Below are 14,715 nucleotides of genomic sequence, written 5' to 3' on the forward strand. Positions count from 1 at the left end.
ATCACGTCCCGGCCCCTGTCGCGCACCCCCCCCCCGCGGGGGGGCGCGCCCGCTGGGGGGGGGGGGGGGGGGGCCCCCCCCCCGCCGCCGCGCCCCCCGCCCCTCCGTCTTTCCCGGGACTCTCGTCGCGTTCGTCTTCCGTTCGTCCCGAACGCGAAGTGGCTCAGCCTGGGCGGGAGTTCACGAGAACCACCTCCCCCGGAAGACGACAGGGGCTCCCGGACGCCCGTCGTAGCGAACGCCCCCGGCCCCGGCACGCCCCGCGCCCCCGGCCCCGGCACGCCCCGCGCCCCCGGCCCCGGCACGCCCGCGCCCCGGCCGGCCGTACCTGACCGTTCCTCGCGTACCGCGCCGCCTGTTCCTCGCGTGCCCCCGGGCCCGGGACACCCCCGGCACGCGAGCGGCGCAGGGGCCGGACCGGCACAATCCGGCAGGAAGCCGCGCCGGGGGCTGTCAAGGCCCTGTCGGTCGACCGGCGAAGGGCTGCGGGGCAGGTCGGCATGTGATGGCATGACAGACGTCAGTCGAAAGGCCGGACCGGCCAGCTGCCGGTCCCTTCGTGGAAGGGACGATCAGTGGCACCCCCGCAACCCCCGCAGGCCTCGCAACCCCCCTCCGCCCGTCACCTCAGCCGGCGAACACTGCTCACGACGTCCGCCGCCGGCGCGGCCGCACTGCTCGTCGGATCCTCGGCCGCGACCGCCTCCGCCTCGTCCTCGGCCCCCGCCTCCGAGAGCACCGGGCCCGACCTCATCCCGCTCCCGGCCGGCTTCCGCCCCGAGGGCATCGCCATCGGCGGCCACCACGCCTACCTGGGCTCGCTCGGCGACGGCTCGATCTACCGCGCCGACCTGCGCACCGGCGAGGGGCGCATCGTCTCCGCGGGCCCCGGCACACCCTCCGTCGGGCTCAAACTCGACGACCGGGGGCGGCTGTTCGTCGCCGGGCGCGCTCAGGGCGCCCGGGTGGTGGACGTCCGTACCGGCAGGATCATCGCGTCGTACCGGCTCACCACGAAGACGCCGACCTTCGCCAACGACGTCTTCCTCACCCCGCGCGCCGCCTGGTTCACCGACTCGTTCCAGCCCGCCCTCTACGCCCTGCCGCTCGGCGGCAACGGCCGTCTGCCGGGCCCGGACAAGGTCGTCACGGTCGCACTGAGCGGGGACTGGACCCAGGCCCCCGGCGAGGTCGTCAACGCCAACGGCATCACCGGCACCCCGGACGGCAGGGCCCTCCTGGTCGTGCAGTCCGGCGCGGGCGGCCTCCACCGGGTCGATCCCGCGACCGGTGTCACCGAACTCGTCGACCTCGGCGACGCGGCACCCCTCACCAACGGCGACGGCCTGCTGCTCCTCGGGCGGCGGCTCTACGTCGTCCAGAACCGCCAGAACGCCATCGACGTGTTCAAGCTCTCCGCCGACGGCCGTAGCGGCATCTTCGAGGACCGCCTGACGGACCCCGACTTCGACGTCCCGACGACGGCCGCGGCCCACAACAACCGCCTCTACCTGCCCAACGCCCGCTTCACGACGACCCCGACGCCGGACACCCCGTACGCGGTGGTGGCGGTGAAGCGCTGACCTCGCGGTGACGACCGGTGCGTTCCCCGTGGCCCGCAGGGGCACGGGGAACCACGTGAACAGCCACGACTCCCCACCACGCTCACCCGCGGAGAAGCACACCCGCGGATCCACGCGGGCCCGCCGCGGAGCCGGGGTTCTCAGTCGTCCGACGAATCCTCGTCCTCGGCCCCGGCTTCGGTGCCGGCTTCGCTCCCGGCGTCCGTCCCGGCCTCGGCGTCGGCCTCGGGCCGCGCCGGCTTCGGCGGACGCGTACGCCCGCTGGGATTGTCCTTGGGGTTCCACGCCCCGGCGGTCCCGTCGCCGCCGTCGACCGTGGCATGACCGCCCGACGCGGGACCGCCCCCGTCACGGCGCCGCAGATACCGCTCGAACTCGCGCGCGATCGCCTCTCCCGACGCCTCCGGCAGCTCCGCCGTGTCCCGGGCCTCCTCCAGCGTCTGCACGTACTCGGCGACCTCGCTGTCCTCCGCCGCCAGCTGGTCCACCCCCACCTGCCAGGCGCGCGCGTCCTCGGGCAGCTCGCCCAGCGGGATGCGCACGTCGATGAGGTCCTCCAGCCGGTTCAGCAGGGCCAGCGTCGCCTTCGGGTTCGGCGGCTGCGACACGTAGTGCGGTACCGCGGCCCAGAGCGAGACGGCCGGGACGCCCGCGTGCGTGCACGCCTCCTGGAGGATGCCGACGATCCCCGTGGGGCCCTCGTACTTGGTCTCCTCCAAATCCATCCGCCGCGCCAGGTCCGGGTCGGACGTGACACCGCTGACCGGGACCGGACGTGTGTGCGGGGTGTCCCCGAGCAGCGCGCCCATGATGACCACCAGCTCCACGCCCAGCTCGTGCGCGAAGCCCAGCAGCTCGTTGCAGAACGAGCGCCAGCGCATCGACGGTTCGATGCCCCGGACGAGGACCAGATCGCGCGGCTTGTCACCGCCGACCCGGACGACCGACAACCTTGTCGTCGGCCAGGTGATCTTCCGCACGCCGCCGTCCAGCCACACCGTGGGGCGGTTCACCTGGAAGTCGTAGTAGTCCTCGGCGTCCAGCGCCGCGAACACCTCGCCCTTCCACTCCTTGTCCAGATGCGCGACCGCGGTGGAGGCTGCGTCGCCGGCGTCGTTCCAGCCTTCGAACGCGGCCACCATCACTGGGTCGATCAGCTCGGGAACCCCCTCCAGCTCGATCACCCAGCGCCTCCTTCCGACGTGCCCTCGCGTACGCCCCAACCTTACGGCGTGCCGAGGGGGCCTCCGCAGCCCCCTTGCACGGGGGAGTGAACGGATCAATGCCCCGTTCGCACGGCACAAACACGCGTCGGCGGTCCGGGCCCGCGGGTGATCGACTTCTCAGAGCGTGGAACGCAGCCACTGCTCCACGCTCGCGATGTGCACCGTGGCCCAGGAACGCGCGGCGTCGGCGTCGCGGTCGCGCAGGGCGGCCAGGATGGCGCGGTGCTCGTGCAGGGTCCGGCTGACGGCGTCCTCCTGGGTCAGGCCGCGCCAGATGCGGGCCCGGGTGGTCGGCCCCGACAGCCCGTCGAGGAGCGAGCACAGGACGGAGTTGCCGGAACTCTGCACGATGCCCCGGTGGAACTCCAGGTCGCAGGCGACCAGTTCCTCCACCGACGGCTCGGTGCCGAGCTTGTCCAGCTGGGTCGTCAGCGCGTCCAGCTGCTGCTCGCTGATCCTCAGGGCGGCCATCGCCGTGGCGGCCGGCTCCAGTATCCGGCGCACGGCGAGGAACTCCAGGACCGTGTCGTCGCGGTGGAAGTCGACGACGAAACTCAGCGCTTCGAGGAGGAGCTGGGGATCGAGGCTGGTGACATAGGTGCCGTCGCCCTGCCGTACGTCGAGGATGCGGATCAGCGACAGGGCACGCACCGCCTCGCGCAGCGAGTTGCGGGACAGGCCGAGGTCGGCGGCCAGCTCGCTCTCCTTGGGAAGCCGGTCGCCGGGGCGCAGCGCGCCGGAGACGATCATGCCCTTGATCTTCTCGATCGCCTCGTCGGTGACTGCCATGGGCGAACCCTCTCTGTCGTTCAGACATCCGATGTCTCAGGACATTATGGAGGCTCCATCGCCTCTATCAGGCCAAAGCCTCCGAATCGGCCGACCCCGGCGAGGGACAGAACCAGGTCAGCCCGCTCCGCCCCACCGCGTCGAACAGTGGTTCCCGTCGGTTTTCCGAGGTCATGTACGGTGTCGGGCATCTTCGGAACACCAGGAGTGCCCCGCTATGCCCCAGGAACTGCGCGCCGTCGAATGGACCGGAAGCAGCCTTGCGCTCATCGACCAGACGGTCCTGCCGCACCGTACCGAGACGGTCGAGATCCGCGATGTGGACGCCCTGGTCTCCGCCGTCCAGCGCCTCGTCGTCCGGGGCGCGCCCGCGATCGGGGCGGCGGGCGCGTACGGCGTGGCGATCGCGCTGCTGGAGGGCGAGCGCGAGGGCTGGTCGGCCGAGGAGGTACGTGCCGCCGTCGCCCGGGTCCGCGAGGCCCGGCCTACCGCCGTGAACCTGATGGTGTGCGTGGACCGCGTCATGACCCGCTTCGACGAGGGGCTGGAGGCGGTGCTGGAGGAGGCCGCCGCCGTCCAGCGCGAGGACGTCGAGGCGAACCGGGCGATGGGCGCGCACGGCGCCGACTGGCTGCTGAAGAGGGTGGGCGTCGACCGTCCGCTGCGCGTGCTGACGCACTGCAACACGGGGGCGCTCGCGACCGCCGGATGGGGCACGGCACTCGGCGTCATCCGTGAACTCCACGCGCGCGGCCGCCTCGACGTGGTCTACGCCGACGAGACGCGTCCCCTGCTGCAGGGATCCCGGCTGACCGCCTGGGAGCTGGCCCAGGAGGGCATCCCGCACTACGTCCAGGCGGACGCCGCCGCCGCCGGAACGATCCTGCGGGGCGAGGTCGACGCGGCCGTCGTGGGCGCGGACTGCATCGCGGCGAACGGCGACACGGCGAACAAGGTCGGCACGGTGGGCATCGCCCTGGCCTGTGCCGACGCGGGCATCCCCTTCCTCGTCGCCGCCCCCACCACCACGGTCGACGTCGCCACCGCATCCGGCGCCGACATCCACATCGAACTGAGGGGCGAGGACGAGGTGCTGGAGTGGGGCGGCATCCGTACCGCCCCGGCCGGGTCGCGGGGCCACAACCCGGCGTTCGACGTGACGCCGGGACGCCTGGTGACGGGCCTGGTCACCGAGCAGGGCGTGTGGGAGGTATCGGCGGGCGAACTGCCGGGGGAGCGCCTGCGGTAGGGACGGGCACGTGCGCCCGCCGTACGGGAAGGCGGCCCCGGTCACCTCGACCGGGGCCGCCTTCCCACGGGTGCTCGGCTCGTGTGTGGTCAGCGCTGGGTGAGCTCCAACTCCAGCAGCCACTCGACCACTTCGGTGTGGTGACGGGCCTGGCGGGGGGTGGTGCCCCAGACGTAGAGGCCGTGCCCGGCGACGACCACCGCGGGCATGTGCGGGTCGCGGGCGGCCTCCAGGCGGTCGCCGAGGATCTTCATGTCCTGGCTGTTGGCGATGACGGGGAGGGTGACCTCGACGTCGTGGGCGGGGCGGCCGATCCCCTTGAGCATCTCCAGGTCACGGAAGACGATGCCGCCCGGCTCCCGGCGGCCCATCGCCACGGAGGCGACCGTGTGCACATGGACCACCGCACCGGCGCCCGTCAGCGCGGCGACGCGCGCGTGCAGCTCGGCCTCCGCGGAGGGTTTGCCGCCCCGTACGGCGGCGCCGTCGCCGTCGACCAGCACCACGTCCGCCGGGGTGAGTTCGCCCTTGTCGTGGCCGCTAGCGGTGACCGCCAGCCGCAGCGGATCGCGGGACAGGACCACCGAGAGGTTGCCCGACGTGCCGCGCATCCAGCCGAAGGAGGCGAAGCGGGCCGACTCGGTGGCCAGGACGGCCCCCGCTTCCTCCAGGTCGAGTGCGGAGATCTCGGTGGTCATGCGGTGCTCCCGGTGATGGTGACTTCGTCGAACGTCCCCGCCTGGGCGTGGTCGCCGACGCCTTGCTCGTAGTACGGCTCCCCGGGCCGGCGGATGCCGACGGCCCGCCAGCCGGCCTCCCGCGCCGCGTCCAGCTCGCCGGGCCGGTCGGAGAGGAAGAGGATGCGCTCGGGGGTCGCGGAGAGGCCGAGCGCCCTCGCGATCGTGCGGTACGAAGCGGCCTCCTGCTTCGGTCCCGCGTTCTCGGTGTCGTACAACCCCTCGATTAGCGGCAGCAGATCGCCCTCGGGGCTCGACCGGAACCACGCGCGCTGGGCGGCCACGGAACCCGAGGAGTACACGTGGAGGCGTACGCCCGCCGTGTGCCAGGCGCGCAGGGCCGGGAGGACGTCGTCGTAGAAGTGCGAGACGAGGTCGCCGCGGGCGAAGCCCTCGGACCAGATGACGCCCTGGAGGGTCTTCAGCGGGGTCGCCTTGCGGTCCTCGTCGAGCCACTCGTTCAGGGCCTTCTCGACGCGCGCGTGGTCGGCGTCGGGCTCGCCGATGAGGTCCCGCACCTGCGCGACCGCCCGCGCCACCTCCGGATCACCGCTCCGCTCCGAGAGCAGTGCTCCGAAGCGAGAGCGGGAGTACGGGTAGAGCACGTCCACGACGAACCCCGTGGCGCTCGTGGTGCCCTCGATGTCGAGCACCACGGAGTCGACGGAGGACGGGTCGGGGGCCTGGCTCACACCGCTGCCCTGTCCTGCCGGTACCCCGCGTCGATCGTGTCGTAGTCGGGGAAGCGGGAGGCGATGGTGGAGCCGGTGAAGGTGCCGATCCAGCCGTCCTCCTCGTGGAAGAAGCGGATCGCGGTGAACGACGGGCTGGTGCCCATGTCGAACCAGTGCGTCGTACCGCGCGGCACCCCCAGCAGGTCGCCCTTCTCGCAGTAGACCGCGTGTACTTCACCGTTCACGTGCAGATAGAAGATGCCGGAGCCGGAGACGAAGAAGCGCACCTCGTCATCGTCGTCGTGCGTGTGCTCCTGGAGGAACTTCGCGCGCGCGGCCTTCGCCTTCGCCGGGAACTCGGGGTCGTCGCTCGGGTGCAGGCCGAGGACGTCGACGGTGGTGAAGCCCTCCTCGGCGTTGAGCCGGTCGATCTCCGGGCCGTAGGCGGCGAACACGGTGTCGCTGTCGGCGTCGGACGGCACGTCCTCGCGGATCGGCCACTGCTCGTAGCGCACCCCGAGCGGCGCCAGCGCGGCCGCGATCTCGACGGGGTCGGAGGTACGGCGCACCAGGGTCTCCGGTCCGGACTCGGGCCAGGTGGTCAGCAGGGTCATGAGAGCAACTCCAGGAGTCTGGAAGGGATGTCCGGATACCAAGACGAGCACCCGGGAGGCTGGGAAGCGGGAAAGGCGAGGGGCGAGCGACCGGTCAGCGGTGACACGGGGCGCCGGGACAACAACGCACACCGGGCATGCTCTGCGCCGTCGCGTCGGAAGTCGTCATCGGGGCCTCACCGTGGTGCCGGTCGGGTGCCGGTACCGCGATGGTAACGCCGGTCCGTGTACCAGCCACGTGTGACGTAGTCGTTGTCTCACGTGCTGAGAAACCGCTCTCATTTCTTTGACGCATGGCTGAAATCGTTCTCATGATCTGCGTATGAAGACGCTGCTGCTCGTACGGCGGCTGTACGTGGACCTGCTCCGGTCGACCACGGCCAGCTGTCGCTGACCACCCCCGGAGCCCCGACGCGCCCCGACGCGCCCTGACGTCCCGGGCGTTCGCCGTGCACCGCACGGTGGCGCATTTCCGCCCCCCTGCTCCGGGTCGCGTACTCCTTTTCTCCCCTCGCACCGCACCGCACCTGGAGCCGTCATGTCCCGCTCGTCCCGTCGTACCCGCCTCCCCCTCGCCGCCCTCTCCCTCGCCTCCGCCTCGGCCCTGCTCCTGTCGGCCTGCTCCCAGTCCACCGACGCTTCGAAGGACACCGGCGACAGCGCCGCCAAGGCCTCGGCCGCCACCGGGAAGAAGCCCGCGCCCTTCGCCGACGGCGCGGTCAAGGTCGCCCTCGTCCGGCAGAGCGGCGCCGGCGACTACTTCGAGCAGTGGGGCAACGGCGCGAAGGCGCAGGCCAAGGCCCTCGGCATCGACCTCACGGTCTACGACGCCCAGGCCGACAACGCCAAGCAGGCCACCGACCTGTCCTCGGCGATCAACTCCGGCGCCAAGGCGATCATCATCGACCACGGCTTTCCGGCGACGATCCAGCCGGAGATCGACAAGGCCGTGAAGAAGGGCATCAAGGTCGTCGTCTACGACGTCGAGACCGACACCAAGGGTGTCGTCTCCACCAAGCAGGACGACGCGAGCATGGCGCAGGCCGTCCTCGACGTGATGGCGAAGGAGGTCGGCAAGGACGCCAAGGTCGGTTACGTCAACGTCGCCGGGTACGCGGCCCTCGACAAGCGCGACACCGTCTGGAAGTCCACGGTCGAGGCGCAGGGCTGGAAGCAGGCGTTCAAGGTCGGCAAGGTCACCGACTCCACGGCCACCGACAACGTTCCCCTCGTCTCCGCCGCCCTCACCCAGCACCCCGACGTGGCGGGCGTGTTCGCCCCCTACGACGAGCTGGCCAAGGGCACCGTCCTCGCCGTGCAGAACAAGAAGCTCCAGGACAAGGTGAAGGTCTTCGGCGCCGACGTGTCCAACGCCGACATCCAGGCCATCACCGCCAAGGACAGCCCCTGGGTCGCCACGGCCGGCACCGACCCGTCCGCCGTGGGCGCCGCCGTGGTCCGTACGACCGCCCTGGAGCTGGCGGGCCAGTTGAACAAGACCTCGGTCGAGTTCCCGGCCGTCGCCATCACCCAGGACTTCCTGCGCGAGAAGAAGATCGAGAACATGGCCCAGCTGCGCGAGGCGCTCCCCGCGCTGAACCTCTCGCAGGTCTCGACCGCCGACTGGATCTCCAATGTCGCCCACTGACACGGGCCCCGAAGAGGCGGACGGCGGCGGGAACCTCCCCGCCGTCCGCCTGCGGGACATCAGCAAGGCCTTCGGCGGCAGGACGGTGCTCGCCTCCGTCTCGCTGGACATCGCGCCGGGCAGCGTGGTGGCGCTGCTCGGCGCGAACGGGGCCGGCAAGTCCACGCTGATCAAGATCCTGTCCGGGGTCCACGCCGACCACGGCGGGGAGGTCCTGGTCGACGGCGCCCCGGCAGCCCTCCAAAGCCCCCTGGCCGCACGGCAGCTGGGCATCCAGACCGTCCACCAGCGCATCGGCGAGGGAGTCGTACCCGGGCTCACCGTCGCCGAGAACCTCGTCTTCGAGGAGCTGGCGCAGAGCCGCGGCAACCCGTTCCTCAACGGCGGCAGGCTGCTGGCCCGCGCCCGGGAGATCCAGGCCGGCCTCGGCCTCGACTGGACAGACGCCGTCCTCAAGCAGGACGTCACCGAACTCGGCATCTCCGACCGCCAGTTGCTCATCCTGGCCCGCGCCCTCGCCACCCGCCCCCGCCTGCTCATCCTCGACGAACCGACCTCGGCGCTCTCCGCCGCCGAGGCCGAGCGCCTGTTCGCGCTCGTCGAGCGGATGCGGGACGACGGCATCGCCGTCCTCTACGTCTCCCACCGCCTCGGCGAGATCGACGCACTCGCCGACCGGCTGGTCGTCCTGCGGGACGGCCGTCTCACCGAGGACCAGGCCCGCCCCTTCGACTGGGACGCCGCCCTGCGCGCGATGCTCGCCCAGGCCCACGAGACGACCACCGCCCGCCCGGTCCGGGAGGGCGAACAGCAGGACGTCGTCCTGGCCCTGAAGGGCGTACGCCTCTTCGAGGGCCGCGCCCCGCTCGACCTCGACATCCGCGCCGGCGAGGTCACCGGCGTCGTCGGTCTGCTGGGCGCCGGCAAGACCGAACTGGCCCGCGGCCTCTTCGGCGCCGAGCCCTTCACCGCCGGCACGGTCGAACTGGACGGCAGGCCCTACGCGCCCCGCCGCCCCGCCGACGCCATCCGCGGCGGCGTCCACCTCGTCCCCGAGGACCGGCACGCCGACGCCCTCGTCCCCGGCTGGTCGGTGGCCCGGAACGTCTCCCTGCCGTTCCTGAAGTCCCTGTCCCGGCTGGGCCTGATGAACACGGCCAGGGAGAACGCCCTCGGCCGCGACACCATCGACGCCCTCGGCGTCGTCACCCGCGACGAGCACAGCACCGTCGAGGAACTGTCCGGCGGCAACCAGCAGAAGGTCGTCGTCGGCCGCTGGCTCGCCGAGACCCCGCGCGTCCTCATCCTGGACGAGCCGTTCCGAGGCGTGGACATCGGTGCCCGGCGTGACATCGGCCGCCGCGCCCGCGCGCTCGCCGCCGAGGGCGCCGCCGTACTCGTCCTGTCCGCCGACGTGGACGAGGTCCTGGAGGTCGCCGACCGGGTCGTCGTGCTCGCCGCCGGAGAGATCCACCTCGACGCGTACGGCGAGGACGCCGAGCGCGACCGCGTCATCCAGACCATCTCGGCGTCCGTGTGACCCCGGCCCGCCGCACAGCAGCCCCGGGACCAGGACCGGCACCCGGACCAGGACCAGGAAGTCCGAGGAAGCACCCATGACCACCACCCAGAGCACCGAGGTCCCCGCCAAGGCGGCGCTCCCGCCCGCCGGCTCCACGGCCGTACGCGTCCAGAACGCCGTCATCAAGTACGGCTTCATCTTCGTCACGGTCGCGCTCTTCGCGTACTTCGCGCTGAGCGAGGGCTCCTTCCGCGAGTCGGCGACGCTCCTCGACACCCTCCGCTACGTCTCCGTCGCCGCCATCCTGGGCCTGGGCGTCACCCTCACCATGGCCGTCGGCGGAATGGACATGTCCGTCGGCGCGGTCGCCGGCCTCGGCGTCTCCGTCGCCGCCCAGAGCATGGTCGTCCTCAACCAGATCGGCACGGTCGCGATCCTCGCGGTCCTCGCGGCGGGCGCCCTCGCGGGCCTCCTCAACGCCCTGCTGATCGTGGTCATGAAGATCCCCGACATGCTGGCCACGCTCGGCACCATGTTCGTCATCCAGGGCACCAAGCTGATCCTCGTCGACGGCCAGTCGATCACCCCCGGCATGACCCTGGAGGACGGCACGACCGCCCCCGGCAAATTCACCGCCGGCTTCCTGGAGATCGACCGGGGCACGGTCCTCGGCATCCCGATCTCGGTGGTCGTCTTCGGCGCGCTGACGGTCGCCGCCTGGGTCTTCCTGGCCCGCACCCGCTGGGGCCGCGTCTTCTACGCGATCGGCGCCAACCCCGAGGCCTCCCGCCTGGCCGGCATCCGCGTCGGCGCGTACCGCGCGCTGGCGTACGTCCTGTCCGGCGTCCTCGCCTCCGTCGGCGGCCTGATCCTGGCCTCCCGCATCGGCCAGGGCGATGTGAGCGCCGGCACCTCCCAGCTCCTGGAGGCGGTCGCCGTGGCCCTGGTCGGCACCTCGGTCCTCGGCCGGGGCCGCCCGAACGTCTGGGGCACCGCCCTCGGCGCCGTACTCATCGGCATCATCACCACCGGCCTCACCATCAAGGGCCTGCCGTACTACACCCAGGACGTCGTCGAGGGCGCGGTCCTCATCCTCGCCCTGGTCTTCAGCTTCACCTTGTCCAAGCGCCGCACCGCATAAGGGAGTTCACCGACCATGGGCTACCGCATCCTGGAGACCGACGACATCCCGGCGTATCTGCGCGAGCGGGGCCACTGGGACGCAACCGACGACATCACCGTCCGCGAGGTCTCCGACGGCAACGTCAACCGCGTCTTCCTCGCCTCGAACGCCGCCGGGACCCGAGGTCTCGCCGTCAAGCAGGCCCTGCCCTGGGTCCGGGTCGCCGGCCCGTCCTGGCCGCTGAGCCCCGACCGCTCCGACGCCGAGGCACGCGCGTACGAGCAACTCGCCAGGGTCGCGCCCGACGAGATCCCGTCGATCCACGGCTACGACCCCGAGAACCACGCCCTGGTCATGGAGGACCTCTCCGACCTGGAGGTCCTGCGCACCCTCCTCAACGAGGGCGCCTCCTACGGCCCGCACACCTCCCCGCAGATCGGCCGCCTCGTCGCCCGGCTCTCCTTCGCCACCAGCGACTTCGGCATGGACTCCGCCGACCGCAAGGCGCTGCTCGCCGCCTCCGTCAACCCCGAGCTGTGCAAGATCACCGAGGATGTCGTCCTCTCCGAGCCGTACATCGAGCACGCACACAACCACTGGCACCCGGCACTGGACGACCTGGCCGCCGCCTTCCGCGCGGACACCGTCCTGCGCACCGAGGTCGCCGACCTGCGCCATGTCTTCATGACGAGTGCCCAGGCACTCCTCCACGGCGACCTCCACTCGGGCAGCGTCATGGTCGGCGAACGCCAGGGTGGCCACGTGGTGCGGGTCTTCGACCCCGAGTTCTCCTTCGTCGGCCCCATCGGGTTCGACCTCGGCCTGTACTGGGCCAACGCGCTCGTCTCCGAGGAACGGGCCCGCGCCCTGGGCACCCTCACGGACCACGGCGACCAGCTCCGGCTGTCCTGGGAGGCGTTCGAGACCGAGTTCCGCCGTCTGTGGCCCACCCGCGTCGACACCTTCTTCGACGACGCGTATCTGGACCGCTTCCTGCGCCGCGTCTGGACGGAGTCCCTGGGCTTCGCGGGCACGGAGATCGTCCGCCGCATCATCGGCTTCGCCCACCTCACCGACCTGACGACCCTGCCCGACCCGGTCCCGGCGTCGCGCCGGGCGCTGCTGCTGGGCCGTGAACTCATCGTCCGTCGTACGGAGCTGACCTCACCGGACGCCGTCCGCGACCTCGTGGCCTCACCACCGCGATGACTCGGCGTCGAACCACTCCTTCCCGGCGGCCCAGTGCGCGACCCAGCCGGCGAAGCCGGGCGCGGAGGTCGTGTGGCCGAACTCCGCGCCGAAGGGCAGGGCACCCACGTCGGTGACGTGCCATATGTGTCCCCGATGGGGGCCGGTGACGACGAGATGCCAGTTCATGGCGCAGCCGTCGGTCCCGAGCACGACGGAGCCATGGTCGCTCACCGCGTCGATCACGGCGTCCGGGTCCTCGTAGGGCCCCTCGTCCTCCTCCCACAGCCACGCGGCCGTGAGCGGGAACGGCTCGCCCAGGGCACGGTCCGCCCCGTCGCCCCGGTCCTCGGGCAGGTCGGCCAGCCCCACGAGCCCGTACACCGGCGGCCCCTGCGACGACCCGTCGGACACCTCCGCCACGAACGTGCGGTACGGCTCCGGGAGCACCACCCCGTGCTCCGCCTCGAAGGCGTGCACGGCCGTCCAGCCGAGGGCCGACTCCCCGCCGTCGTCCACGGAGAACGCCTCGCGCAGGGCGGCCAGCTCGACGGGATCGGCGTGATCGATGTTCATGCGCTCATGAAAACATCGGCCACTGACAGCAAGAGGCGCATCAGCCGGGCGGGCATGCCGAAGGGGCGGCCCCACAGATGTGGAGCCGCCCCTTGTGCTCGGTGCCCGCCCCGGTCAGGGGAGGGGGCCGGCGCCGAAACCCGGTTACTTCTTGTCGAGCAGGTCCTGGACCTTCGTACGGACCTCGTCCGTGGCCAGCCCTCGTATCGTCAGGGTCGTCCGGCGGCGCAGCACGTCGTCGACGGTCTCGGCCCACTCGGTGTCGCGGGCGTAGACGACCTGTGCCCAGATCTCGGGGGCGTCCGGGTGGACACGCTCGCCCAGCTCGGGGTTCTCGTTGGCGAGGCGGGCGATGTCGAAGGCCAGCGAACCGTAGTGCGTGGCCAGGTGGCGGGCCGTGTCGGCGCCCATGCGGGGGCCGGGCGCCGGACGGTCGACGAGGAGCCGGTGGGCGACCGCGCGCGGGTTGGCGACACCCGGCAGCGGCAGCTTCTTCGGCAACGAGCCGACCGGCTCGAAGTCCTCACCCAGCGGGTGCCCCGGCAGCGCCTCCAGCTTCTTCATGATCGTGCGGCCGATGTGCCGGAAGGTCGTCCACTTGCCGCCGGCGACGGACAGCATGCCGCCCCGGCCCTCGGTGACGACCGTCTCGCGCTTGGCCTTCGCGGTGTCACCGGGACCACCCGGCAGCACCCGCAGACCGGCGAAGGAGTAGGTGATCAGGTCACGGTCGAGCTGCTGGTCGCGGATGGAGAACGCGGCCTCGTCGAGTATCTGGGCCGTGTCCTTCTCGGTGACCGCGACATCCGCCGGGTCGCCCTCGTACACCTCGTCGGTGGTGCCGAGCAGCAGCATGTCCTCCCAGGGGAGGGCGAAGGTGATGCGGTACTTGTCGATGGGGGTGGCGAGCGCGGCCTTCCACGGCGCGGTCCGCTTCAGGACCAGGTGCGCGCCCTTGGAGAGGCGGATCGAGGGGGCCGCGTCCGGGTTCTCCATCTTGCGCAGGTGGTCGACCCACGGCCCGGTCGCGTTCAGCACGAGCCGGGCGTTGACGCCGAACTCGTCGCCGGACAGCCGGTCGCGCAGCTCGGCACCGGTCACCCGGCCCTTGGTGAACCGCAGCCCGGTGACCTCGGCGTGGTTCAGGACGACGGCACCCGACTCGACGGCCGCGCGGACCGTCATCAGGGCCATCCGGGAGTCGTTCATCTGGTCGTCGCCGTACACGGCCACGGCCTTGAGGTTGTCGGTGCGCAGCTCGGGCACGTCCTGCGCCGCCTTGGCGGGGGAGAGGAGGTGGCCCACGCCGTCACCGAACGCCGACAGCGCGGAGTAGGCGAAGACGCCCGCCCCGAGCTTCGCCGCGCCGTGCGGCCCGCCCTTGTACACGGGGAGGTAGAACGTGAGCGGGTTCGCCAGGTGGGGGGCCACCTGCCGGGACACCGCACGGCGCTCGAAGTGGTTCTCCGCCACCAGCTTCACCGCGCCGGTCTGCAGATAGCGCAGGCCGCCGTGGAGCAGCTTGGAGGAGGCCGAGGAGGTGGCGCCGGCGAAGTCGCCGGCGTCGACCAGAGCCACCCTGAGCCCGGACTGCGCGGCGTGCCAGGCGGTGGAGATGCCCAGGATGCCGCCGCCGATCACGAGGAGGTCGTACGACGCCTTGGAGAGCTGCTCCCGGGTCTCGGCACGGCTCGGGTTCGAGCCGGACGCCGGGCGCGTCCCCAGGGCAGGCAGGGTCTGCAGGGTGGTCTGACTGGTCATGTCGGGTTATTACTCCTCATCAGAG

General features: G+C 71.8%; 13 protein-coding genes. 6 read left to right on the forward strand and 7 right to left on the reverse strand.

The features are described 5' to 3' along the window. Positions 1 to 575: 575 nt before the first annotated feature. The gene (locus ACWCRJ_RS06095) at positions 576 to 1,583 is read left to right on the forward strand and encodes an SMP-30/gluconolactonase/LRE family protein (RefSeq protein ID WP_450938170.1); all 1,008 of its coding nucleotides are present in this window, start codon (positions 576 to 578) and stop codon (positions 1,581 to 1,583) included. Positions 1,584 to 1,723: 140 nt separating this feature from the next. Here the strand turns inward: ACWCRJ_RS06095 and ACWCRJ_RS06100 are convergent, their stop codons facing one another. Together ACWCRJ_RS06100 and ACWCRJ_RS06105 are read right to left on the reverse strand one after the other, a co-directional pair. Next, entirely contained in the window at positions 1,724 to 2,767 is a 1,044-nt protein-coding gene (locus ACWCRJ_RS06100) for a PAC2 family protein (RefSeq protein ID WP_450938171.1), read from the reverse strand. A gap of 159 nt (positions 2,768 to 2,926) precedes the next feature. Next, a complete protein-coding gene (locus tag ACWCRJ_RS06105; RefSeq protein WP_005485190.1) occupies positions 2,927 to 3,598 on the reverse strand; it encodes a FadR/GntR family transcriptional regulator in 672 nt (223 codons plus the stop codon). Between the two features lie 217 nt (positions 3,599 to 3,815). On the opposite strand from ACWCRJ_RS06105, the gene mtnA reads away from it, so the two are divergent. After that, positions 3,816 to 4,847 carry an S-methyl-5-thioribose-1-phosphate isomerase gene (gene mtnA / locus ACWCRJ_RS06110; RefSeq protein ID WP_450938172.1) on the forward strand — a complete coding sequence of 344 codons (1,032 nt, stop codon included), beginning with the start codon at positions 3,816 to 3,818 and terminating at the stop codon, positions 4,845 to 4,847. Positions 4,848 to 4,936: 89 nt separating this feature from the next. On the opposite strand, the gene mtnB is transcribed toward mtnA, so the two are convergent. Genes mtnB through ACWCRJ_RS06125 form a run of 3 tightly spaced genes read right to left on the reverse strand, consistent with a single transcriptional unit; the run spans position 4,937 to position 6,872 of the window. Next, positions 4,937 to 5,545, reverse strand: a complete 609-nt coding sequence (mtnB, locus tag ACWCRJ_RS06115; protein ID WP_450938173.1) for a methylthioribulose 1-phosphate dehydratase — start codon at positions 5,543 to 5,545, stop codon at positions 4,937 to 4,939. After that, the gene (gene mtnC, locus ACWCRJ_RS06120) at positions 5,542 to 6,276 is read right to left on the reverse strand and encodes an acireductone synthase (protein WP_450938174.1); all 735 of its coding nucleotides are present in this window, start codon (positions 6,274 to 6,276) and stop codon (positions 5,542 to 5,544) included. Before mtnC ends, mtnB begins: the two co-directional genes overlap by 4 nt. Beyond that, positions 6,273 to 6,872 carry a 1,2-dihydroxy-3-keto-5-methylthiopentene dioxygenase gene (locus ACWCRJ_RS06125; RefSeq protein ID WP_450938175.1) on the reverse strand — a complete coding sequence of 200 codons (600 nt, stop codon included), beginning with the start codon at positions 6,870 to 6,872 and terminating at the stop codon, positions 6,273 to 6,275. The genes mtnC and ACWCRJ_RS06125 overlap by 4 nt, the downstream gene beginning before the upstream one ends. A gap of 538 nt (positions 6,873 to 7,410) precedes the next feature. On the opposite strand from ACWCRJ_RS06125, the gene ACWCRJ_RS06130 reads away from it, so the two are divergent. From ACWCRJ_RS06130 to mtnK, 4 genes are all read left to right on the forward strand, one after another. Next, positions 7,411 to 8,520, forward strand: a complete 1,110-nt coding sequence (locus tag ACWCRJ_RS06130) for a substrate-binding domain-containing protein (RefSeq protein WP_450938176.1) — start codon at positions 7,411 to 7,413, stop codon at positions 8,518 to 8,520. Further along, the gene (locus tag ACWCRJ_RS06135; protein ID WP_450938177.1) at positions 8,507 to 10,060 is read left to right on the forward strand and encodes a sugar ABC transporter ATP-binding protein; all 1,554 of its coding nucleotides are present in this window, start codon (positions 8,507 to 8,509) and stop codon (positions 10,058 to 10,060) included. The genes ACWCRJ_RS06130 and ACWCRJ_RS06135 overlap by 14 nt, the downstream gene beginning before the upstream one ends. A gap of 76 nt (positions 10,061 to 10,136) precedes the next feature. Continuing rightward, entirely contained in the window at positions 10,137 to 11,183 is a 1,047-nt protein-coding gene (locus ACWCRJ_RS06140) for an ABC transporter permease (RefSeq protein WP_450938178.1), read from the forward strand. Positions 11,184 to 11,198: 15 nt separating this feature from the next. Then, positions 11,199 to 12,374, forward strand: coding sequence for an S-methyl-5-thioribose kinase (gene mtnK, locus ACWCRJ_RS06145; RefSeq protein WP_450938179.1), 1,176 nt, complete (start codon positions 11,199 to 11,201; stop codon positions 12,372 to 12,374). Here the strand turns inward: mtnK and ACWCRJ_RS06150 are convergent. Together ACWCRJ_RS06150 and ACWCRJ_RS06155 are read right to left on the reverse strand one after the other, a co-directional pair. Continuing rightward, positions 12,360 to 12,929, reverse strand: coding sequence for an SMI1/KNR4 family protein (locus tag ACWCRJ_RS06150; protein WP_450938180.1), 570 nt, complete (start codon positions 12,927 to 12,929; stop codon positions 12,360 to 12,362). The genes mtnK and ACWCRJ_RS06150 overlap by 15 nt on opposite strands. A gap of 144 nt (positions 12,930 to 13,073) precedes the next feature. Then, positions 13,074 to 14,690, reverse strand: coding sequence for an FAD-dependent oxidoreductase (locus tag ACWCRJ_RS06155; protein WP_450938181.1), 1,617 nt, complete (start codon positions 14,688 to 14,690; stop codon positions 13,074 to 13,076). Positions 14,691 to 14,715: the final 25 nt, after the last annotated feature.

The organism is Streptomyces sp. NPDC002324, from assembly GCF_053593335.1.

What these genes read in the sequence shown, in the direction of transcription:
- mtnA (WP_450938172.1), top strand. Translation starts at nt 3,816, where the DNA reads ATGCCCCAGGAACTGCGCGCCGTCGAATGGACCGGAAGCAGCCTTGCG.
- ACWCRJ_RS06155 (WP_450938181.1), bottom strand. Translation starts at nt 14,690, where the DNA reads ATGACCAGTCAGACCACCCTGCAGACCCTGCCTGCCCTGGGGACGCGC.
- ACWCRJ_RS06105 (WP_005485190.1), bottom strand. Translation starts at nt 3,598, where the DNA reads ATGGCAGTCACCGACGAGGCGATCGAGAAGATCAAGGGCATGATCGTC.
- ACWCRJ_RS06130 (WP_450938176.1), top strand. Translation starts at nt 7,411, where the DNA reads ATGTCCCGCTCGTCCCGTCGTACCCGCCTCCCCCTCGCCGCCCTCTCC.
- ACWCRJ_RS06150 (WP_450938180.1), bottom strand. Translation starts at nt 12,929, where the DNA reads ATGAACATCGATCACGCCGATCCCGTCGAGCTGGCCGCCCTGCGCGAG.
- ACWCRJ_RS06140 (WP_450938178.1), top strand. Translation starts at nt 10,137, where the DNA reads ATGACCACCACCCAGAGCACCGAGGTCCCCGCCAAGGCGGCGCTCCCG.
- mtnB (WP_450938173.1), bottom strand. Translation starts at nt 5,545, where the DNA reads ATGACCACCGAGATCTCCGCACTCGACCTGGAGGAAGCGGGGGCCGTC.
- ACWCRJ_RS06125 (WP_450938175.1), bottom strand. Translation starts at nt 6,872, where the DNA reads ATGACCCTGCTGACCACCTGGCCCGAGTCCGGACCGGAGACCCTGGTG.
- mtnK (WP_450938179.1), top strand. Translation starts at nt 11,199, where the DNA reads ATGGGCTACCGCATCCTGGAGACCGACGACATCCCGGCGTATCTGCGC.
- ACWCRJ_RS06135 (WP_450938177.1), top strand. Translation starts at nt 8,507, where the DNA reads ATGTCGCCCACTGACACGGGCCCCGAAGAGGCGGACGGCGGCGGGAAC.